Source organism: Paraburkholderia sp. Clong3, from assembly GCF_050436485.1.
Classification (GTDB): Bacteria; Pseudomonadota; Gammaproteobacteria; order Burkholderiales; family Burkholderiaceae; genus Paraburkholderia; species Paraburkholderia tuberum.
The window spans coordinates 641,833-662,507 of sequence record NZ_JBNDMH010000002.1 but is presented as its reverse complement, the minus strand read 5'-3'; the positions used below and the strand labels follow the sequence as shown (position 1 = coordinate 662,507).

The following is a 20,675-nucleotide window of genomic DNA, read 5'->3' as shown; positions in this document are numbered from 1 at the left end:
ATGCTTGATGCCCGCGGCGGTGAATGGCCTCGACCGCGCTTCGCCGTTGCCAGCTCCATGATCCGAACCGACCTTGCCATGACCTCGTCCTCCGACTCCGACTTGTTGAGCCGCGTGCGTTTCGCCGACATACCGCCCGAGTTCGCGCCGAACGAGATGCATCCGATCCGCGTGCGCTCGCGGCCAATGCCGGCGGGCTGGCATATCGCGCGTCATACGCATGCCTGGGCGCAGGTCGCGTATGCGTCGCGCGGCGTGCTGCGGGTCGCAACGACGGGCACGACATGGATGGTGCCGCCATCGCGCGCAATCTGGTTGCCGCCGCATGTGACGCACGAAGTGGTCGCCGTCGAGGATGCGTTCCTGCGCACGCTGTACATCACCGAGAGTACGGTGCCGGCCGGGCTCGATACGCCGCGCGTCGTCGAAGTATCGAACCTGTTGCGCGAGGTGATTGCCGCGCTCGATACGGCTGGCCTGTCCGCCGCGCGCGAGCAACTGCTCGGCGCGCTCGCGCTCGATGAACTGACGCGCTCCGAGCCGTTGCCGCTGTCCGTGCCGATGCCCAGCGAAAAGCGCCTGCGCGCGCTGTGCGAGGCCGTGATCGCCGACCCGATGCATGGCGAGTCGCTCGAGCAGTGGGCATCGACGGTGGGCGCGAGCACGCGCACGATCGCGCGGCTGTTCCGCCAGGAGCTGGGTGTGAGTTTTTCGCAGTGGCGTCAGCAGGCGATTCTCGCGCGCGCCATTCCATTGTTGAGCCAGGGACGACCGCTGTCGCACGTCGCGCAGGAACTGGGCTATCAGAGCCAGAGCGCCTTCTCCGCGATGTTCCGGCGTGCGTTCGGCGCGAGTCCACGCGCGTTTATCGAGCGAGGCGCCGAGCATCGCGCGAGCAACGGCGAGCATGATGACGCGCAAGCGGATGATGAAACGGCACAGGATCAAGCCGGTTCGACGGACGTCGCCGAGCGGTGAATGGCGACAACTAGCGCTGCGCGTCGGCCATCCAATGCGGGGCACGCCTCAAACCCGCCGCGCCAGATGACGGATTGCGCCTAGCTGTGCGAGCCGCGGCCCGGCGAGCTTATAGCCCTTGCGCTGATAGAGCCGCGCCGCCGGATTGTCGACGAACACGCGCAACTGCAACTCGCGCAGCCCGCGCTCGCGCGCCCATTGATGCGAGATGTCGAGCAGAAACGTACCGGCGCCAAGCCGACGATATCCTTCGGCGATCTGCACGTCGCGGATATGCAGCGAATCACCCTCCTCGGTGATGCGCAGCACGCCCATCGGCACGCCATCCACTTCGAGAATGAAATTCTCCGATTCGCGCCAACTGCCGAGAAACAGATCGCTGCGCCACACCAGATGATGCCGGCGATAGTAGCCGCCCATGTTGTTGCGGGTCAGCGCCTCGGCAAACTCGAAATCGTCCATGCTGGCCGTGCGCAGATGAAACGGTGACGGAGCTTCGGTGGGATCGAACATGGCAGGACCGCGAGGATGAGTCGGATAAACGGTAAAACAGGCCGCGCGCGCTGGCAATGGCTGTTTGTCCCGAGCCTTCCGGGAGGCGGTCGGCAACGGCAGTAGAAACGGAGCGGTTACGGTCCTATGCGCGGGCGCCATCACCCGCTCACCAGCACGACGGCTGCGGACATACACGTTCGCATCGTCGGCACAGCGCACGAAGCAGTGGCCGCGCCGTTCCAGTCCTTGTCCACCACGTCATGGCGCTGGACACGCCCTCCCGTTTGGCCCCTCATCACCAGTTCCAGTCTCACCGACCTGTCCTGTGACTACTTACGGCCTCTGCTGACTTCTCGCTCCGGCTCGACGCCGTCGCCCTTTCAGGCATGAGGCGAGATCTCCCCAGGTAAGAGCGCACTCCTTCATGGCACAGCCGCCGCATTTACGCCGCTTCGCCCTGGTCACGAGAGCTTCGCGGTCTATTACCCGGCCGCCCTGCTTGGCAACGCCTTCTATGCGGTTCTTGTTTATCGGCTCGCGACTTACGCTCCACGCTTGCTTCCCACATTCGGCCGCCGTCATGCAGTTGCACTTCACTTCATTCGCTGTGACCAGCTTATGGCGGGACTTGCACTCGCAGGAATGCGCCCATACTGGGCGCACAATAAAAAAAGCCCACTTCTTGCGAAGTGGGCTTTCTCAAATCTGGCGGAGCGGACGGGGCTCGAACCCGTGACCCCCGGCGTGACAGGCCGGTATTCTAACCAACTGAACTACCGCTCCAGATTTTGCATCGCAGCCTGCGAGCCATACTCTCAGCCTGCTGCACCGTTCAAACTTCCAACCGAACGACGCCGATGTTCTGGCGTCCCCTAGGGGATTCGAACCCCTGTACTCACCGTGAAAGGGTGATGTCCTAGGCCTCTAGACGAAGGGGACAACGTACCGCTTACACCTTTAATGAAAAAGCCCGTTCAAGTATGTGTGAACGGGCTTTGTCTGGCGGAGTGGACGGGACTCGAACCCGCGACCCCCGGCGTGACAGGCCGGTATTCTAACCAACTGAACTACCACTCCAGTCTTTACACCCTGCTTGCGAGCGTCGGTTAATTCTCTGCAAGCTGCGCTGCTCTACTACTCGAATACTAAAGCGACGCTGATGTTTGGCGTCCCCTAGGGGATTCGAACCCCTGTACTCACCGTGAAAGGGTGATGTCCTAGGCCTCTAGACGAAGGGGACAAAATCTTTTCAGATCCGTCTCAATTCGCTTTTGACTAGATCAACTTGCGCTAACTTTTCAGTTAATTCGCCAAGCCATTTTCTGGTCAACAGCGAAGACCGCCACTTTAACTACATTTCAGCGATTTGTGAAGTCTTTTTTCTACAACCATCAGACTTCTTAACCACTTTCACCTCTCTGCTCTGTTGGTGGAGGTAAGCGGGATCGAACCGCTGACCTCTTGCATGCCATGCAAGCGCTCTCCCAGCTGAGCTATACCCCCGCGCACATCAGAGAAACGAGATTTTAGAGGGCGATCTGCGCTTTGTAAATACCCTTTGAGCAATTACATTCGAATTTTCTCCGGAGGCATGCGAAACCTCTGACACGCCGCCAACGGATTAGCCAAGCGCTTTTTCGATGCGGCTAACGACGACGTCGCGACCGAACAGCATCAGCACGCTATCGATCGACGGTGTATGCGTCGTACCCGCCACCAGCAGACGCACCGGCATCGCGAGCTGCGGCATCTTCAGCTTGTGCGTGCCGAGCGTCGCTTTCAGCGCGGCGGCGATCGCCTCCTTGGTCCATTCGACCGTATTCAATGCAGCGGCCAGATCAGCGAGCGCCGGACGAACCGCGTCGGTGACGTGCTGTGCAAGCGACTCAGCGTCGGGCGCCGGGGTGCGATAGAACATCGCGGCGTTCTGCGCGATCTCCTTCACGGTCGACGCCCGATCCTTCATCAGGCCCACCACGCCCGTCAGATCCGGACCTTGGGCGAGTGTGGCTTCGTCGATGCCGAGCTCCGCGAAGAACGGTTTCGCCAGTTCGGCGAGGCGTGCGTTGTCGGCTTCCTTGATGTAGTGCGCGTTGAGCCAGTTCAGCTTGTCATGGTCGTACTGCGCCGGCGACTTGCCGAGGTGCTCGAGATCGAACCACTCGACGAACTGCTCGCGCGTGAAAATCTCCGCGTCACCATGCGACCAGCCGAGGCGCGCCAGATAGTTGACGACCGCTTCCGGCAGATACCCCGCATCGCGATAACCCATCACGCTCATTGCGCCGTGGCGCTTGCTCATCTTCTCGCCCTGCTCGTTCAGCACGGTCGGCAGGTGTGCATACACCGGCGGCTCGCCACCGAGCGCGCTCAGTATGTTGATCTGGCGCGGCGTGTTGTTGACGTGGTCGTCGCCACGAATCACGTGAGTGATGCGCATGTCGAGATCGTCGACGACGACGCAGAAGTTATACGTCGGCGTGCCGTCCGGACGCGCGATCACGAGGTCGTCGAGTTCTTCGTTCGAGATTTCGATGCGGCCTTTCACCGCGTCGTCCCACGCGACCACGCCGGTCAGCGGATTGCGAAACCTTAGCACCGGCTTCACGCCCACGGGCGGCTCCGGCAGCACCTTGCCCGGCTCCGGGCGCCACGTGCCGTCGTAGCGCGGCTTTTCGCCTGCTTCGCGCTGGCGCTCGCGCAGCGCGTCGAGCTCTTCGGTCGACATGTAGCACGGATAGACGAGCCCCGCCTCCTGCATCTGCTTCAGCACTTCGCGGTACCGGTCCATGCGCTGCATCTGGTAGAACGGGCCTTCGTCGAAATCGAGGCCAAGCCACGCCATGCCTTCGAGAATCGCGTCGACGGATTCGGTCGTGGAGCGCTCGAGGTCGGTGTCCTCGACCCGCAGCACGAAGGTCCCTTTCATCTTGCGCGCGAACGCCCACGGATACAGCGCGGAGCGGATGTTGCCCAGGTGGATGAAGCCGGTGGGACTCGGTGCGAAACGGGTACGAACGGAGGTGGTCATTAGCGGTTACTCGGAAAACAGGCGCCGGCGCTCAGGCGAACATGGCTGCGAAGCGCGGCAGCGGAGCGTGCCCATGCTGCGCGCGACGTCGCGCACGGCCACGAGGGAATAAGTGCAAGAGCCGAATTATACCTTCCGCACGCGGGTTGCCGCCCTCGTCCGAACGGCCTAAGGCGCATGGGCGAACGGCGTCCGGACATCTGCGTACACACCTTCCCAGCGCCCGCCCAACTCATCTTGAAAAAGCGCCGCATCAGTTCCGAATACTTCCTCTGCAACGTTTCATTACAGCGGACCGCGCGAGCCGATCGTTTGCATTAAGATGTGCGCGCGCTGCGATGCGGGCTTACCGCACATCGATCCGATACGGAGCGAACAACGCTGCAAGCGCGCGCAATCGCCGCCGGCGATCCGCCCGGGCTGACCTCAGCCTGATCGCGGCGCGCGCGACACCGCTCGCGTCGCGCGCGCCGTTGCTGGAGAACTCGTTGAAACCCTCATCCCCGAACTTGAGCCGCCGCAGCTTTTCGCTGGCGGCCGCATCCGCGGTGCTTGCCGCCTGCACCACGACCGCCGGCAAACTCGATGGCGCGCCGATCACCGCGACGTCCGCCGTTCCCCCGCCGCCTGAAAAAGCGCAACAGAAGCCGGTTCGCGTCGCGCTCGCTCTCGGCGGCGGCGCCGCGCGCGGCTTTGCGCACATCGGCGTCATCAAGGCTCTCGAGGCGCGCAATATCCAGATCGACCTGATTGCCGGCACGAGCGCCGGCTCCGTCGTCGGCGCGCTGTACGCGTCGGGCATGAACGGCTTCGCGCTGAACAAGCTCGCGCTGTCGATGGACGAAGCGTCGATCAGCGACTGGGCGATGCCGTTTCGTACGCGCGGCTTCCTGCAGGGCGTCGCGCTGCAGAACTACCTGAACACGACGCTGAACAACCGCCCGATCGAGAAGATGGCGAGGCCGCTCGGCGTGGTCGCGACCGATCTGCAAACCGGCCAGCCGATCCTGTTCCAGCGTGGCAACACCGGCATCGCGGTGCGCGCGTCGTGCAGCGTGCCGTCGATTTTCGAGCCGGTGAAGATCGGCGGTCACGAGTACGTGGATGGGGGTCTCGTGAGTCCGGTACCGGCGTCGTTCGCGCGCAAGATGGGCGCGGATTTCGTGATCGCCGTCGATATCTCCCAGCGACCGGAAAACGGCGTCACGGCAAGCTCGTTCGACGTGTTGATGCAGACCTTCACGATCATGGGCCAGACGATCAAGGCCTACGAGCTCGACAAGTACGCCGACGTGGTGATCCGGCCGAATCTCGCGGCGATGAGCGGCAGCGATTTCTCACAGCGCAACGCCGCGATCCTCGCCGGCGAGGAAGCGGTCGCGAAGATGATGCCGGAGTTGCAGCGCAAGCTCGCCGCGCGGCGCATGGGAGCCTGAAAGCCCGGCGACGCACAGTCGCTGTGCGTCGCCATGGCAAAAATGCGCGCATCAAACGCGAAAAGCCTGCTTCGAACGAAGCAGGCTTTTTTATCGCCAGGCCTGGCGCCGAATCAGTTATTCCCGCCGATCGTCGCGGTCACGCGCTTGCGCAGATCGTCGGCCTGATACGAGGTCTCGATCCGACGCGCACCCGTAAAGCGCTTTTCCCAGTAGCCGTCATCCATGTCGTCGACGCGGATCGTGCTGCCGGTGGACGGCGAGTGCACGAACTTGTTGTCGCCGATATAGATGCCGACGTGCGAGAACGTGCGGCGCATCGTATTGAAGAACACCAGATCGCCCGGCTTCAGGTCGCTTACCCGCACCTTCTCGCCCAGGCGGCTCATTTCCTCGGCACGGCGCGGCAGCGCGAGACCGAGCGTGTCCTGGAACACGTAGCGCACGAAACCGCTGCAATCGAGCCCCGAATCAGGCGTATTGCCGCCCCAACGGTAGCGAACGCCGATCATGTTCAACGCGCCGACCACCACGTCGCCCGCTTTGCCCGCCATGCCCGACAGGAACGATTTGGCGCTGCCGCCTGCGCTGCCGGCGGCCTTGGTTTGGGGAGTGAGAAGGGAGAGAGGATCCGAGCCGTTGGTGGTCGGATATGAGACATTCTGATTAAAACCGCTTACTTCGTCGGCGAACGCGCCGGGAGCTGCTGCCATCAAGACGCCAATGAACATCCCGGCGACGACGCGCGTGCAAGCCTGGGTGAAGTTTCTGTGCTGCATTGGTCGGTAGTTTTTGCCAAAAAATCAGGGGTCTAGAAAAAAAGTTTGCTCGATACTAGCCAGTAAGTATTTGCCTGTCAAAAGGAATAGGAAAAATCAATCGGCAGACGCACTCAATTGGGGAAAGGGTGAAAAATCAACGATCAAGCGCCGCTTTCAGCAGCTTTCGCGTGTAAGGATGCGCGGGCGCAGCAAAAATTTTCTCGACTTCGCCGGTCTCGACGATCGATCCGTTTTGCATCACCACGACTCGGTGCGCCATCGCACCGATCACTGCCAGGTCGTGGCTGATGAACACGAAGCCGAGGTTGTATTTGTGCTGCAAACCGGTGAGCAGCTTGAGCACCTGCTGCTGGATCGATACGTCGAGCGCGCTGGTCGGTTCGTCGAGGATCAGCACGCGCGGCTCCAGTACCAGCGCGCGCGCGATCGCGATGCGCTGCCGCTGCCCGCCCGAAAATTCATGCGGATAGCGATACAGCGCGGTCCGGTCGATGCCGACTTCGCGCAGCACCGCGACGACCTTGTCGCGCCGCGCCTGCGGAGTCATCTGCGGCCGATGCAGCGCGAGCCCCTCACCGACGATCCGCTCGATCGTCTGCCGCGGCGAAAGCGAACTAAAAGGGTCCTGAAAGACGACCTGCATATTCGAGCGCAGCGCGGTCTTTTCGGCGCCGCGATAGCTCGCGAGCGCCCTGCCCTGAAACTGGATCTCGCCATGCGCGGTGCGCTGCAGACCGAGCAGTGCCATCGCGAGCGTCGACTTGCCCGATCCCGATTCACCGACGATCCCGAGCGTCTCGCCCTGGCGCACCGACACGTTCGCCGCGTCGACCGCGCGAAACCGCCCCGCGCCGAACCAGCCACGCGGGCCGGGCAGCTTCGTTCTGAAGTCGACCGCCACGTCGCGCGCTTCGAGCAGCACCGGCGAGATCGGCAGCACCGGCACGACCTCGCGCTGCGGCCGGCTCGCGAGCAGCCGCTGGGTATACGGATGGCGCGGCGCCTCGAACACCTGCTCGACCGTGCCGGTTTCGACCAGCACGCCTCGCTCCATCACCGCGACGCGCTGCGCGAAGTGACGCACGAGGTTCAGGTCGTGCGTGATCAGCAGCACGGCCATGCCGCGCTTTTGTGCTTCGTCGCGCTGCAGTTCCAGCAGAAGCTCGACGATTTGCGCGCGAATCGTCACGTCGAGCGCGGTGGTCGGCTCGTCGGCGAGCAACAGGCGCGGCCGGCAGGCGAGCGCCATCGCGATCATCGCGCGCTGCCGCTGCCCGCCCGACAGCTGATGCGGGTAGCTGTTGATGCGCTTCTCCGGCTCGGTGATGCCGGTGCGCGCGATCAGCGCGACCGCCCGCCTGAACGCTTCGGTCGCGCTGACGCCGTCATGCACGACGATCGTTTCCGCAATCTGGTCGCCGATCGTATACAGCGGATTGAGCGCGGTCATCGGTTCCTGGAAGATCATCGCGATGTCCGAGCCGCGCAGGCCACGCATCGCACGCTCGCTCTTCGCGAGCAGATCTTTGCCATCGAAGCGGATCGCCCCGCTCACCTGTGCGTCGTTCAGCAGGCGCAGCACCGACAGCGCGGTCACGCTCTTGCCCGAGCCCGACTCGCCGACGAGCGCGACGCGTTCACCGCGCGCGATCGCGAGCGTGACGTCGTCGACGGCCACCGTGTCGCCGAACGCGACACGCAGATGGTCGAGTTCGAGCAGCGGCGTGTCCGTCGATTGCGGATCGATTTGCGGCAGCGCGCTCATTGACCACCTCCGGCGTGTATCGCATCGGAGATACGCGTGTCGAGCGCGTTGCGCAGCGCGTCGCCCATGAAGGTCAATAACAGCAGCATCGCCACCAGCACGCCGAAGGTCGACACCGAGATCCACCACGCGTCGAGATTCGCCTTGCCCTGAGCGAGCAGTTCGCCCAGGCTCGGCGTAGGCGGCGGCACGCCGAGGCCGAGGAAGTCGAGACTCGTCAGCGCGAGAATCGCGCTGCTCATGCTGAACGGCAGGAACGTGATGACCGGCGTCAGACTGTTCGGCAACACGTGACGCCACATGATCTGCCAATGCGACAGGCCCATCGCGCGCGCGGCGCGCACGTAGTCCTGCTGGCGATTGCGCAGGAACTCGGCGCGCACGTAGTCGGACAGGCCGATCCAGTTGAACAGCGACAGCAACACGATCAAAAGAGCGAAGCTACGCTCGAAGATCGATGAAAAGATGATCAGCAGATAGAGCTGCGGCATCGCGTTCCAGATCTCGATCAGACGCTGCCCGACGATGTCCGTTCGCCCTCCGAAGTAACCTTGCACCGCCCCCGCGGCGATGCCGACGATCGTGCTGATCACGGTCAGCACGAGGCCGAACACGACCGACACGCCGAAGCCGTACAGCAGACGCGCGAACAGATCGCGGCCGCGGTCGTCGGTGCCGAGCCAGTTCTCGCGCGACGGTGGCGCCGGGTTGGGCGCCTTCGAAAAGTAATTGAGCGTGTCGTAGTAGTAGTGATTGGGCGGATACAGCGCGAAGTTGCCCGGCGCATCGAAGCGGTGACGGATGTACGGGTCGAGATAATCGGTCGGCGTGGGGAAGTCGCCACCGAAGGTGGTCTCGGCGTAGGTCTCGACGAGCGGGAAATACAGATGGCCGTCGTAGCGCACGACGACCGGCTTGTCGTTCGACCACAGCGGCCCCACGAGGCTCGCCGCGAACGCGACGACGAAGATGATCAGGCTCCAGTAGCCGAGACGCTGCCGGCGAAAACGCTGCCACACGCGACGCGCCGGCGACGGCGACATCAGTGCCCGCGCGGGTTCGGTGCGCGCCGCCGCGTCGGCGGAAAGGCGGGCTCGATTCATCAGCGCTCCAGTTGTTCGAATTGGATGCGGGGATCGACCCACACATAGCAAAGGTCGGAGATCAGCCGCGTGACGAGGCCGATCAGCGTGAACAGATACAACGTGCCGAGCACGACCGGATAGTCCCGCCGCATTACCGATTCATACGACAGCAACCCGAGCCCGTCGAGCGAGAACAGCGTTTCGATCAGCAGGCTGCCGGTGAAGAACGCGCCGATGAACGCGCCCGGGAAATTGACGATCAGCGGCAGCAGCGCATTGCGAAACACGTGCTTCCACAACACGCGCCGCTCGGACAAACCTTTGGCACGCGCGGTCAGCACGTACTGCTTGCGGATTTCGTCGAGGAACGCGTTTTTCGTCAGCATCGTGACGACCGCGAAGCTGCCCACCACCGACGCCGTGATCGGCAGCGTGATATGCCATAGATAGTCGAGGATCTTGCCGACGAGGCTCAACTGGTCCCAGTTATCGGAAGTGAGGTTGCGCAGCGGAAACAGCTGCAGGAACGTGCCGCCGCCGAACAGCACGAGCAGCAGCACGCCGAGCACGAAGCCCGGAATCGCGTAGCCGACCAGCACGACGAGGCTCGTCGCGATATCGAAGTGCGAGCCGTTGCGCACCGCCTTCGCGATGCCGAGCGGCACCGATATCAGATAGGTGAGAAAGAACGTCCAAAGGCCGATGCTGATCGACACCGGCAGCTTCGACACGATCAGCGACCACACGCTCTGATGACGGAAATAGCTCTGGCCGAGATCGAAGGTCGCGAAGCGCTTGAGCATCAGCACGTAGCGTTCGAGCGGCGGTTTGTCGAAGCCGTACAACTGCTTCAGTTGCGCGATCTGTTGCGCATCGACGCCGCTATGCGAGCGCAGCCCGAACGGCGAGGCGCCCTCCGCGCCCTTGCGCAGTTCGTGCTGCATCTGCTCGACGGGGCCGCCCGGCACGAACTGGATCACGACGAAGGTCAGCGTCAGCACGCCGAGCAGCGTCGGGATCATCAGCAGCAGGCGTTTGAGGATGTAGCTCCACATAGGCGGTGTTCCAGTGCGAACGCGTTGGTGGGGGCGATGGATCTGCGGATCAGTCGGCGCTGCCCGTGGGCGTGGGCGTGCGCGCCCGCGGATCCTCGTACCACCACATCGTCGTGATCCAGCCCTCCGCGCCATAGTACAGCGGCAGCGTCTTCGGCCACGCGAGCCCGCGCTTGAACGCGACGCGATGCGTGCCGCTGTACCAGTGCGGCACCACATAGTAGCCATGCGTCAGCAGACGATCGAGCGCGTGCGCGGCATCGGTCAGCTGCTCGCGCGTTTGCGCATGCACGAGCGCGTCGAGCACCGCGTCGACGGCCGGCGACTTCAGGCCGATCGCGTTGTCCGAGCCGGGGGTATCGGCGGCCTTGCTGCCGAAGCGGGTGATCTGCTCGGAGCCCGGCACCTGCACGTCGGGCATGCGAATCGTCGTCACGTCGAAGTCGAATGCGTCGAGCCGCTTCTGATAGACCGCGAAGTCGGTGGTGCGGAAGTTCGCGGTAATGCCGAGCTTTTGCAGATTGCGCGTGAAGGTCGCGATGATCGGCTCCATCGACGAGGCCGAACCCGAGTCGTCGAGTATCTCGAACTGGAACGGCTCGCCCTTCGCGTTGCGCAGCGCGCCGTCACGATAGGTCCAGCCGGCCTGCTGCAGCAGATCGCGCGCCTGCAGCAGATTCGCGCGCAGCGAGCCGGGCGGATCGGTATCGGGCTGCTTCGGCGGCGGCCCGAATACCGCTGGGTCGAGTTGGGCGCGAAACGGCTCCAGCAGCGCGAGCTCGCCAGGCGAAGGCAGCCCCTTCGCCTGCCATTCGGTGTTGGCGAAATAGCTGTCGATGCGCGTGTACTGGTTGAAAAACAGCTGGCGGTTCAGCCACTGAAAGTCGAGCGCGAGATCGAGCGCCTTGCGCACCCGCACATCCTGGAACAGCGGCCGGCGCGTGTTCAGGAAAAAGCCCTGCATGCCGGTGCCGTTGTGCTGCGCAAACTCGCGCTTGATCAACTCGCCACTGTCGAACTTCTTGCCGACGTCGCGCCGCACCCAGTTGCGCGCGATGTATTCGACCAGCGCGTCGTACTCGCCAGCCTTGAACGCCTCGAGCCGCGCGGTGCTATCGGCATACAGCTTGTAGACGATGCGATCGAAGTTGTTCATGCCGACGCGCACCGGCAGATCGGCGCCCCAATAGTGCGGGTCGCGTTTGAACGTGATCGTGCGGCCGTTGTCGTAGCTGTCGATCAGATACGGCCCGCTGCCGATTGGCTTTTCGAATGCGAGCTGGTCGAACGGAACGCGGCTGCCGTCGGGCTTCATCCCCCACTTGCGCGAGAACACCGGCATGCTGCCCGCGAGCAGCGGCAACTCGCGATTGCGCTCGCGAAACTCGAAGCGCACCGTGGCCGGATCGACGACGACCGCACGCTTGATCTCGCTGAAAAGCGATGCGAACTGCGGCGCGGCCTGCGGGCTCTTCAGCGTGTCGAGAGAGAACTTGACGTCGTCGGCGGTCACAGGGTCGCCGTTCGAAAAGCGCGCGCGCGGATTGATGTGAAACGTGACCGACAGGCCGTCGGGCGCGACGACGATGTCGTCGGCGAGCAGCCCGTAGGCGGACGCGACTTCGTCGCTGCTGCCGATCGTCAGGCTCTCGAACATCAATTCGAGGCCGGGCGCCGCATTGCCACGCAGAGTGAACGGATTGAACTTGTCGAAGCTCGTTAGACGGCTCGGGTTCGCGAGCACGAGCGTGCCGCCTTTCGGCGCATCGGGATTGACGTAGTCGAAGTGCTTGAAGCCGGCCGGATATTTGGGCTCGCCGTATTGCGCGATCGCATGCGCGGCATGCGCGTGCGGCGCGACGAGCAGACTCGCGCACAGCAACGCGACGGCGAGCGCGGCGCGCAAGGGTCCGTGGATCACGCTGTGTCGAAGTCCCTCAGGCGTTTGAACCCGTCGCGAGCCAGTTGTCATGGAGTCGTGCTGGTAAATGGGCAGTGGCGATGTGGGGGATTCTACCCAATTAGCTTGCGCGATCTGGCGGGCGACTGCGACGAAATGCGTCGGCGACGGATGTTTCAGCACAAAAAACAAAACCGCCCTCCAAGGGCGGTTCTGTCATCGCTGCGGCCGGTTGGCGCGCTTCAGCGCTGACGCAATGGCGACTCAGTGCCAGCCGCGATGTTGGTCGTAGTGACCGCGCGCATAGTCGCCGCGGCCCGGCGGATGGTGGCGATACCAGTCGTTGCGCGCCCAGTAGCGATGGCCGTCCCAGTAACGGTCGCCATGCCAGCCGATCACGATTTGCGGACCGCCGTAGTACACGGGAGCCGGCTGATAGACGACGGGCGGCGGCGGCGGCGGCGGCGGTGCGTAGACCGGCGCCGGTGTGACGTAGACCGGCGCGGGAATGCCGATATTGACCCCGACGTTGAGCCCCGCGGCCATCGCGGCACCCGATGCAGCCAACGTCAACACGCCGAACACAAGCGGAACAAGACGAGCGGACTTCATTGATCACCTTTGTAGGAACATGTTTTGTTGGCGGAAATATAACGCAAAGGCAGCAACACGCGTATTTCAACTTTGTAATAACTGATGCTGAAAATCGCCTCGCCGGCGGCGGCGTAATGTCTGGTTACACACGCCAGACGGCGGTGAAAAAGCACCCTCCGCGCGGGCGCCGGCTCGCGGCCTGGCTGACATCCCGAAAACGAACATTTTAAAGTTCGAAAGAACATATCTGTTCGATATTTTTCACCATAGTCATCCGATCACCACTCCGATACCAGGCAAATAAATATCAAATTATCCCGAAAAATCAAGGAAAAACATGGCGACAACTATGGTTTTCCCGGATATCCAGGTCGATTCCAAGTGATAGGATGACTGCCATTGAAAATCAATAAATGTTCGAATTCGCGCATACCCGAGCACTGCGTCGGAAGCAACCGCTCAATGCGCCACGGAGACTGATTTTGAAAACGATCAAGGGATTGCGCTGGTGGATCATCGCCCTCGTGTGCGTTGGGACGATCGTCAACTATCTGTCGCGCAACGCGCTCGGCGTGATGGCGCCCGAACTGATGAAACTGCTGCACATGAACACGCGGCAGTACTCGTACGTGGTCGGCGCGTTCCAGGTCGGCTATACGGTGATGCAGCCCGTCTGCGGCCTGATCATCGATCTGATCGGCCTGCGCCTCGGCTTCGCGCTGTTCGCGTGCCTGTGGTCGCTGACCGGCGTGTTCCACGGTTTCGCGGGCAGCTGGTTTTCGCTCGCGGCGCTGCGCGGCTTCATGGGCCTGTCCGAAGCGGTCGCGATTCCGGCCGGCATGAAGGTCGTCGCCGAATGGTTTCCCGATCGCGAGAAATCCGTCGCGGTCGGCTACTTCAACGCGGGCACCTCGCTCGGCTCGCTGCTCGCGCCGCCGCTCGTCGTTTTCCTGTCGCTGCGCTACGGCTGGCAGAGCGCGTTTGCGGTGACTGGCGCGCTCGGCTTCGTGTGGGCCGCCGCATGGTTCGTGCTGTACCGCTCGCCCGCCGAGCACAAGCGCATGAGCGATGCCGAGCGCGCCGCGATCGTCGAAGGCCAGGCACCGCCCGCCGCGCGCCGCGCGAGCGTGCGTGAAGTGCTGCGCACCCGCCGCTTCTGGGCGATCGCGCAAGCGCGCTTTTTCGCCGAGCCCGCGTGGCAGACGTTCAGCTTCTGGATTCCGCTCTATCTCGCCACGCAGCGTCATATGGATCTGAAGCAGATCGCGATGTTCGCGTGGCTGCCGTTTCTAGCCGCGGACCTGGGCGGTCTGTTCGGCGGCTATCTGTCGCCATTCCTGATGAAGCATTTTCGCGTGCCGCTGATCTGGTCGCGCATCTCGGGCGTCGTGCTCGGCGCGCTGATGATGATCGGGCCGGCATCGATCGGTCTTGTCGCGTCGCCCTACCAGGCCATCGCCCTCTTCTGCGTCGGCGGCTTCGCGCACCAGATGATCTCGGCGCTCGTCAACACGCTCGCCGCCGACGTATTCGATCCGGGTGAAGTCGGCACCGTCGCCGGCTTCGCGGGCATGGCCGCGTGGATCGGTGGCCTCGGCTTCTCGCTGATGGTCGGCGCGCTCGCCGATTCGATCGGCTACACGCCGCTGTTCGGTGCGCTCGGCGCATTCGACATCATCGGCGCGACGCTGCTGATCATCCTGATGCGCGGTGTGCCGCGCCACGGCCGCGCGCGCCGCGCCGAACTGAGCGTCAACACTGCTGCCTGACCTTCCTCGAAGACTCATCATGCGTTCACAGATCAATCTCAAACATCCGCCGCGCTTCGCGCTCGTCCCCCACGCTGGCAACCCGGCGGCCAACCCGGTCGTGCTAAGCGCGCAGCCGAATTGCCGCATCGAGCTGTTCGTGCTCGCCGAGGACATCATCCGCGTGCTCGTGCTGCCGGACGGCGAAACGCGCGGCCCGCGCACATGGGCGATCGCGCCCGGGATGGACGACGTGCCGCTCGAAGGCCGCGAGCGCCGCGACCTGAGCGGCTTCACGCCGCCGCCGTTCACGGTGAACGAAGCAGCCGGTCACATCGTGATCGAAACGGCGCGCGTGCGCGTGAGCGTGGCGCTCGAAGGCGGCGCCTGCGCCTGGGACATCCTTCACGAAGGCACATGGCATCGCGTGATGAGCGATCGCAAGACCCAGGCGTACAACTTCGGCTGGTGGGACTCGCGCGTCTATCACTACGTCGAGCGGCGCCGCGACGAAATGTACGTGGGCCTCGGCGAGCGTGCCGGCTCGCTCGATCGCGCGCGGCAAAGCTACGAGATGCGCAACATCGACGCGATGGGCTACAGCGCGCGCACCACGGACCCGCTGTACAAGCACATCCCGTTCTACGTGACGTGGCAGCCGCAGACGTCGACCGGCTTCGGCCTGTTCTACGACACGCTCGCCGATTGCCGCTTCGACATGGGCCGCGAGCTCGACAACTATCACGGTCACTATCGGCACTTCATCGCCGAGCATGGCGATCTCGACTACTACTTCATCGCATCGCCCGGCTCGCCGCTCGACGCGGTGCGCCGCTTCACGTGGCTCACCGGACGTCCCGCGTGGATGCCGAAGTGGGGCCTCGGCTACTCGGGCTCGACGATGAGCTATACCGACGCGCCGGACGCGCAAAAGCAGATGGGCAAATTCATCGAGCGTTGCCGCGAACACGACGTGCTGTGCGATTCGTTTCATCTGTCGTCGGGCTATACGTCGATCGGGCCGAAGCGCTACGTGTTCAACTGGAATCACGACAAGTTTCCGGACATCGACGGCTTCGTGCGGAGCTATCTCGATCACGGCGTGCGTCTGTGCGCGAACATCAAGCCGTGTCTGCTGCAAGACCACCCAGCGTTCGACGACGTCGCCCACGCCGGCCTGTTGATCGAAGCGCCCGATGGCGGTCCCGCATGGGTGCAGTTCTGGGACGAAGTCGGCGCGTACCTCGACTTCACGAATCCCGCGACGATCGACTGGTGGAAAGCTCGCGTGAAGGACGCACTGCTCAAACACGGCATCGCGGCCACCTGGAACGACAACAACGAGTTCGAGATCTGGTCGCCGCATGCGATCGCGCGCGGCTTCGGCAAGCCGTATCCGGCACGCCAGGCGAAGGTGCTGCAGACGCAGCTGATGATGCGCGCGTCGCACGACGCGCAGCGCGAGCACGCGCCTGACAGGCGCCCGTTCCTCGTGTCGCGCTCGGGCGGCGTCGGCATGCATCGCTACGTGCAGACGTGGTCGGGCGACAACTACACGTCGTGGGAAACGCTGCGCTTCAATCTGAAGATGGGTCTCGGGCTCGCGATGTCGGGCGTGTCGAATAGCGGTCACGACATCGGCGGCTTCTCGGGTCCGGCCCCGGAGCCGGAGCTGTTCGCGCGCTGGGTCGCGCTCGGCATCTTCCTGCCGCGCTTTTCGATTCACTCGTGGAACGACGACGGCACCGTCAACGAGCCGTGGTTGCATCCCGAAGTCACGCGGCACGTGGCAGACCTGATCAAGCTGCGCTATCGCCTGATCCCTTATCTCTACGAGCTGCTGTGGCAATCGCATAGCGCGTACGAGCCGGTGCTGCGGCCGCTGTTCGCGGAGTTTCCGCACGATCCGCGCTGCCTCGTCGATGGCGACGACATGATGCTCGGCTCGTCGATGCTGGTCGCGCCAGTGGTCGATCCGGGCCAGAGCACGCGCGCGGTGTATCTACCGGCCGGTTCGCGCTGGGTGTCGTACTGGAGCGGCGAAACGTTCGACGGCGGCCAGACCGTCACGTTGCCCGCGCCGTTCGAGCGGCCGGTGTTCCTGCTGCGTGAAGGCAGCGTGATTCCGCTCAACATTGCCGAGCAGCATTTTGGCCGCCCCGCCGACGAACGCGCATTCCTCGCGGTTCCGTATGCCGACGCGGGCACCGCGCAAGGCGGCTCGATCGAGGACGACGGCGAGACCGAAGCCTGGCGCAACGGCGAGCAAGGCCGCTGGAACGTCACGCTGACGGGCGACGCAAACACTTTGCGGGTGACGCTCGAGCGTTCGCAATGGATGCCGCGCGTGCAGCCGCACGTGCGCGTGTTCGTGCCGATGCGCGAAACACGCGCGGTCGTCTGCGCTAACGGCACGCTCGTCACCGATCACACCGCGGACGGCTGGCGCTGCCTGACGATTTCGGTGCCGCACTGAACAACACACCGCACCGGCCTGAGGGATCAGGCCGTCCCATCAGTCTGGAGACATCCCAATCATGAAAATAAACCAGCGCGCGCGCACCCGCGCGTTCGTCCTCTGCTGCCTGCCGTTCGCGGGCACCGCGTTGTCCACCAGCGCATCGGCGCAAAGCAGCGTCACGCTGTATGGCGTCGTCGACAATGCGTTCGCCTATGCCAGCAACCAGAAGGGGCATTCGAATTTCTATATGAGCCAGGGCAACCTGCAGGCGAGCAAGTTCGGCTTCCTCGGCTCGGAAGATCTCGGCGGCGGCACGAAGGCGATCTTCCGGCTCGAGAGCGGCTTCAATTCGCTGACTGGCGCGCAAAGCACCGCGGGCTACCTGTTCAATCGCCAGGCCTATGTCGGCCTCGCGAACGACCGCTACGGCACGGTGACGCTCGGCCGCCAGTACACACCCTACTTCCAGATGGTCGGCGCGCTCGGACCGACCGGCGTGCTGACCGGCGCGACCGGCGCGCACCCCGGCGATCTCGACGCCCTCGACACGACGCTGCGCTTCAATAATTCGGTAACCTACCTATCGCCGACGATCGGGGGCCTGCAGGCAAGCGCGCAGTATGGTCTCGGCGGCGTGCCCGGCAGCGTCGCGAACGGCAGCCTGTTCAGCGCGGCGCTGCGTTATGACTTCCAGCCCGTGTCGCTCGCAGCCGGCTACGTGAAGCTGAAGGACATTTCGACGAGCGCGGCGCTCGGCAGCTTCGCGATCAACTCGCCGGTCAACAACGGTTACGCGAGCGCGCGCAGCGCGCAGCTGTTCGCCGCGGCGGGTCGCTATACGTGGCACGATCTGATGGTGGGCCTCAACTACTCGAATGTGCAGTACGCGCCGGGCCACGGCTCGCTGTTCTTCGACAAGGCCGTGTTCAACACGTACGGTGCGATCGCGACGTACCGGATCACGCCGAGCGTGACGGTCGGCGGCGGCTATAGCTTCACCCAGGCAAGCAAGGCGAACGGCATCAGCGATCCGGCGCACTATCATCAGATCTCGCTCGAACAAACCTACAACCTGTCGACGCGCACCACGCTGTACGCGCTCGAGGCCTATCAGCATGCAGGCGGCAAGTCGCTGATCTCGTCGGGCAGCGGTGTGACCATCGCCGACGCGGTCGCGGTGGTCGGCGACTCGCAGAACACGACGCCGTCATCGGGTCCGTCTCAGTTCGTCGGCATGGTGGGGTTGCGGCACGCGTTCTAAGCGAGGCGGTCTCGGTCAGCGGCACGACGGGATCAGTCATGCGGACTCCTTGCCTGCCGCGCCGGATCTGGCTCGGTTTTCTGCGGACCAGCGTGGCGGGCTAACGGCGCCATGCATTGATCAGCAGACCTGCCTATTCACGTAGGACGTGGTCACACGCTGGAGGGCTGGGAATGCCGCTGACATCGCTGAAGTAGCGAGCGAGATCAAAATCAAGCCGCGCAAAAACAAAAACCCCGCAGAGCCTAGACTCTGCGGGGTTTCGCCACCATTGCTGGCGGAGACGGAGGGATTCGAACCCTCGATCCAGGTTTTGGCCCAGATGCTCCCTTAGCAGGGGAGTGCCTTCGACCTCTCGGCCACGTCTCCCAAACTTTCTGTCGCACAGGGAGTCAGTGCGACGAAGCCAAGATCATAGCGGGCCGGGCCGATAAGGTCAATGTCTGACGAACATTATTTGTGCCAACGTGGCGTCTCATCACGCAATTCATTCACATGAACGCCACAAAACAAACGGGACGCTCCAGAGCGCCCCGTTTTTCCCGCCACTTATGCCTGATCGAGTTCGAAGGCCTTATGCAGCGCGCGTACCGCGAGCTCCATGTACTTTTCGTCGATCAACACCGAAATCTTGATCTCCGAGGTCGAGATCATCTGAATGTTGATGCCCTCTTCCGACAGCGTGCGGAACATCTTGCTGGCGATGCCGACGTGCGAGCGCATCCCGACGCCGACCACCGACACCTTCGACACCTTCGGGTCGCCCAGCACCTGCTCGGCCTGGACGTGCGCCTTTACCGTGCCGGTGAGGATTTCCATTGCACGCGCATAGTCGCCGCGGCCAACCGTGAACGTGAATGCCGTCTTGCCCTCGACGCTCTGGTTCTGGATGATCATGTCGACATCGATATTCGCGTCCGCCACCGGGCCGAGAATCTGATACGCGATGCCCGGCTTGTCGGGCACGCCCATCACGGCGATACGAGCTTCGTCGCGCTGGAACGCGATACCCGAGATGACTGCTTTTTCCATGGTCTCGTCTTCTTCAAAAGTAATCAGGGTGCCCGACTTCATTTCTTCGTCGAGTGGCATCAGCGGATCGGTCAGGCTCGACAGCACGCGCGTTTTCACCTGATATTTGCCGGCGAATTCCACCGAGCGGATCTGCAGCACCTTCGAACCCAGGCTGGCCATTTCCAGCATTTCTTCGAACGTCACGCGGTCGAGCCGGCGCGCTTCTTCAACGACGCGCGGGTCAGTCGTGTACACACCGTCGACGTCCGTGTAGATCAGGCACTCGTCGGCCTTCAGCGCGGCCGCGACCGCGACTGCCGACGTGTCCGAGCCGCCGCGGCCGAGCGTCGTGATGTGGCCGTCCGGGTCAATGCCCTGGAAGCCGGTGATCACGACCACCTTGCCGGCTGCGAGGTCTTGCATGACGCGCTCGCCGTCGATGTCGCTGATGCGCGCTTTCGTAAACGCGCTATCGGTCTTGACCGGCACCTGCCAGCCTGCGTAGCTGACCGCTTCGACGCCGGCTTCCTGCAGCGCGATCGCGAGCAAACCCGAGCTGACCTGCTCGCCGGTGGCGGCGATCATGTCGAGCTCACGCGGGCTCGGTTGAGTCGTGATTTCTTTCGCGAGGCCAAGCAGGCGATTGGTTTCGCCGGACATTGCCGACGGCACGACGACCATCTGATGGCCGGCCTTGTGCCATTTCGCGACGCGCCTGGCGACGTTCTTGATGCGCTCGACCGAGCCCATCGAGGTGCCGCCGTATTTATGTACGATGAGTGCCATTGTCGTTCTGAACTGGAAGAGAAACCGCGCTGGCGCGCTGGAGACGACCGCACAGAAAGCACAGGGGCGCAACGTCTCGTGAACGGCGGCAAAGTGTGTGGCGGCGTAGATGCAGCACGCGTGCAGCACGCGCGGATTTGCCCGGGATGAAATCGCAAATGGCTGATCGGAATTGAACGGCGACGACGGATCACGCACGCCTGCCGGCACTAACGACCGATAGCGACAAAAGCGACGGCGAAATCGGGTCGGGCAAACAAGCTAAAGTAACTGATTAGGCGCAA

At 63.4% G+C, this 20,675-nt stretch carries 14 protein-coding genes and 6 tRNA genes; 5 read left to right on the top strand and 15 right to left on the bottom strand.

What is annotated here, in order from left to right; translation table 11 throughout:
• The first annotated feature begins 78 nt into the window (after window positions 1-78).
• Complete coding sequence (locus OKW30_RS07395) at window positions 79-978, top strand: AraC family transcriptional regulator (protein ID WP_184066258.1); 900 nt, start codon at window positions 79-81, stop codon at window positions 976-978.
• Window positions 979-1,026: 48 nt separating this feature from the next.
• Here the strand turns inward: OKW30_RS07395 and OKW30_RS07390 are convergent, their stop codons facing one another.
• From OKW30_RS07390 to gltX, 7 genes are all read right to left on the bottom strand, one after another.
• Window positions 1,027-1,491 carry a GNAT family N-acetyltransferase gene (locus OKW30_RS07390; protein WP_018417609.1) on the bottom strand — a complete coding sequence of 155 codons (465 nt, stop codon included), beginning with the start codon at window positions 1,489-1,491 and terminating at the stop codon, window positions 1,027-1,029.
• Between the two features lie 688 nt (window positions 1,492-2,179).
• Window positions 2,180-2,256 (bottom strand) — tRNA-Asp (locus tag OKW30_RS07385).
• 80 nt (window positions 2,257-2,336) lie between these two features.
• Window positions 2,337-2,412 (bottom strand) — tRNA-Glu (locus OKW30_RS07380).
• Between the two features lie 61 nt (window positions 2,413-2,473).
• Window positions 2,474-2,550: transfer RNA gene (locus tag OKW30_RS07375), tRNA-Asp, on the bottom strand.
• Window positions 2,551-2,637: 87 nt separating this feature from the next.
• Window positions 2,638-2,713, bottom strand: a tRNA-Glu gene (locus OKW30_RS07370).
• Window positions 2,714-2,900: 187 nt separating this feature from the next.
• A tRNA-Ala gene (locus tag OKW30_RS07365) sits at window positions 2,901-2,976 on the bottom strand.
• Between the two features lie 118 nt (window positions 2,977-3,094).
• The gene (gene gltX, locus OKW30_RS07360; protein WP_429346391.1) at window positions 3,095-4,504 is read right to left on the bottom strand and encodes a glutamate--tRNA ligase; all 1,410 of its coding nucleotides are present in this window, start codon (window positions 4,502-4,504) and stop codon (window positions 3,095-3,097) included.
• A 338-nt stretch (window positions 4,505-4,842) separates the two neighbouring features.
• Between gltX and OKW30_RS07355 the strand changes: the two genes are divergently transcribed.
• A complete protein-coding gene (locus tag OKW30_RS07355) occupies window positions 4,843-5,940 on the top strand; it encodes a patatin-like phospholipase family protein (RefSeq protein WP_409340016.1) in 1,098 nt (365 codons plus the stop codon).
• 113 nt (window positions 5,941-6,053) lie between these two features.
• Here the strand turns inward: OKW30_RS07355 and OKW30_RS07350 are convergent, their stop codons facing one another.
• The 6 genes from OKW30_RS07350 to OKW30_RS07325 all read right to left on the bottom strand — a co-directional run bounded on the left by OKW30_RS07350 (window position 6,054) and on the right by OKW30_RS07325 (window position 13,139).
• A complete protein-coding gene (locus tag OKW30_RS07350; protein WP_184066267.1) occupies window positions 6,054-6,719 on the bottom strand; it encodes a C40 family peptidase in 666 nt (221 codons plus the stop codon).
• A 136-nt stretch (window positions 6,720-6,855) separates the two neighbouring features.
• Window positions 6,856-8,487: an ABC transporter ATP-binding protein gene (locus OKW30_RS07345; RefSeq protein WP_429346390.1), complete on the bottom strand. Its 1,632-nt coding sequence runs from the start codon at window positions 8,485-8,487 to the stop codon at window positions 6,856-6,858.
• Window positions 8,484-9,590: an ABC transporter permease gene (locus tag OKW30_RS07340; protein ID WP_184066272.1), complete on the bottom strand. Its 1,107-nt coding sequence runs from the start codon at window positions 9,588-9,590 to the stop codon at window positions 8,484-8,486. The genes OKW30_RS07345 and OKW30_RS07340 overlap by 4 nt, the downstream gene beginning before the upstream one ends.
• On the bottom strand, window positions 9,590-10,627 hold the full coding sequence (locus OKW30_RS07335; protein ID WP_013089745.1) for a microcin C ABC transporter permease YejB: 1,038 nt from the start codon (window positions 10,625-10,627) through the stop codon (window positions 9,590-9,592). The genes OKW30_RS07340 and OKW30_RS07335 overlap by 1 nt, the downstream gene beginning before the upstream one ends.
• Before the next feature lie 49 nt (window positions 10,628-10,676).
• Entirely contained in the window at window positions 10,677-12,599 is a 1,923-nt protein-coding gene (locus OKW30_RS07330; RefSeq protein WP_187629514.1) for an extracellular solute-binding protein, read from the bottom strand.
• Window positions 12,600-12,791: 192 nt separating this feature from the next.
• Complete coding sequence (locus OKW30_RS07325; protein WP_184066281.1) at window positions 12,792-13,139, bottom strand: hypothetical protein; 348 nt, start codon at window positions 13,137-13,139, stop codon at window positions 12,792-12,794.
• 464 nt (window positions 13,140-13,603) lie between these two features.
• Here OKW30_RS07325 and OKW30_RS07320 point away from each other — a divergent pair, with 464 nt between their 5' ends.
• The 3 genes from OKW30_RS07320 to OKW30_RS07310 all read left to right on the top strand — a co-directional run bounded on the left by OKW30_RS07320 (window position 13,604) and on the right by OKW30_RS07310 (window position 18,591).
• On the top strand, window positions 13,604-14,890 hold the full coding sequence (locus OKW30_RS07320) for an MFS transporter (RefSeq protein ID WP_429346389.1): 1,287 nt from the start codon (window positions 13,604-13,606) through the stop codon (window positions 14,888-14,890).
• A gap of 19 nt (window positions 14,891-14,909) precedes the next feature.
• The gene (locus OKW30_RS07315; RefSeq protein WP_429346388.1) at window positions 14,910-17,345 is read left to right on the top strand and encodes a TIM-barrel domain-containing protein; all 2,436 of its coding nucleotides are present in this window, start codon (window positions 14,910-14,912) and stop codon (window positions 17,343-17,345) included.
• 61 nt (window positions 17,346-17,406) lie between these two features.
• The gene (locus OKW30_RS07310; protein ID WP_090800656.1) at window positions 17,407-18,591 is read left to right on the top strand and encodes a porin; all 1,185 of its coding nucleotides are present in this window, start codon (window positions 17,407-17,409) and stop codon (window positions 18,589-18,591) included.
• A 275-nt stretch (window positions 18,592-18,866) separates the two neighbouring features.
• Here the strand turns inward: OKW30_RS07310 and OKW30_RS07305 are convergent.
• Window positions 18,867-18,960, bottom strand: a tRNA-Ser gene (locus tag OKW30_RS07305).
• 180 nt (window positions 18,961-19,140) lie between these two features.
• Complete coding sequence (locus OKW30_RS07300) at window positions 19,141-20,391, bottom strand: aspartate kinase (protein ID WP_090800687.1); 1,251 nt, start codon at window positions 20,389-20,391, stop codon at window positions 19,141-19,143.
• Window positions 20,392-20,675: the final 284 nt, after the last annotated feature.

Bases quoted from the DNA above. Each gene is read 5' to 3' on its own strand.
- OKW30_RS07395 (WP_184066258.1), top strand. From the start codon at position 79: ATGACCTCGTCCTCCGACTCCGACTTGTTGAGCCGCGTGCGTTTCGCC.
- OKW30_RS07390 (WP_018417609.1), bottom strand. From the start codon at position 1,491: ATGTTCGATCCCACCGAAGCTCCGTCACCGTTTCATCTGCGCACGGCC.
- gltX (WP_429346391.1), bottom strand. From the start codon at position 4,504: ATGACCACCTCCGTTCGTACCCGTTTCGCACCGAGTCCCACCGGCTTC.
- OKW30_RS07355 (WP_409340016.1), top strand. From the start codon at position 4,843: ATGCGGGCTTACCGCACATCGATCCGATACGGAGCGAACAACGCTGCA.
- OKW30_RS07350 (WP_184066267.1), bottom strand. From the start codon at position 6,719: ATGCAGCACAGAAACTTCACCCAGGCTTGCACGCGCGTCGTCGCCGGG.
- OKW30_RS07345 (WP_429346390.1), bottom strand. From the start codon at position 8,487: ATGAGCGCGCTGCCGCAAATCGATCCGCAATCGACGGACACGCCGCTG.
- OKW30_RS07340 (WP_184066272.1), bottom strand. From the start codon at position 9,590: ATGAATCGAGCCCGCCTTTCCGCCGACGCGGCGGCGCGCACCGAACCC.
- OKW30_RS07335 (WP_013089745.1), bottom strand. From the start codon at position 10,627: ATGTGGAGCTACATCCTCAAACGCCTGCTGCTGATGATCCCGACGCTG.
- OKW30_RS07330 (WP_187629514.1), bottom strand. From the start codon at position 12,599: ATGACAACTGGCTCGCGACGGGTTCAAACGCCTGAGGGACTTCGACAC.
- OKW30_RS07325 (WP_184066281.1), bottom strand. From the start codon at position 13,139: ATGAAGTCCGCTCGTCTTGTTCCGCTTGTGTTCGGCGTGTTGACGTTG.
- OKW30_RS07315 (WP_429346388.1), top strand. From the start codon at position 14,910: ATGCGTTCACAGATCAATCTCAAACATCCGCCGCGCTTCGCGCTCGTC.
- OKW30_RS07310 (WP_090800656.1), top strand. From the start codon at position 17,407: ATGAAAATAAACCAGCGCGCGCGCACCCGCGCGTTCGTCCTCTGCTGC.
- OKW30_RS07300 (WP_090800687.1), bottom strand. From the start codon at position 20,391: ATGGCACTCATCGTACATAAATACGGCGGCACCTCGATGGGCTCGGTC.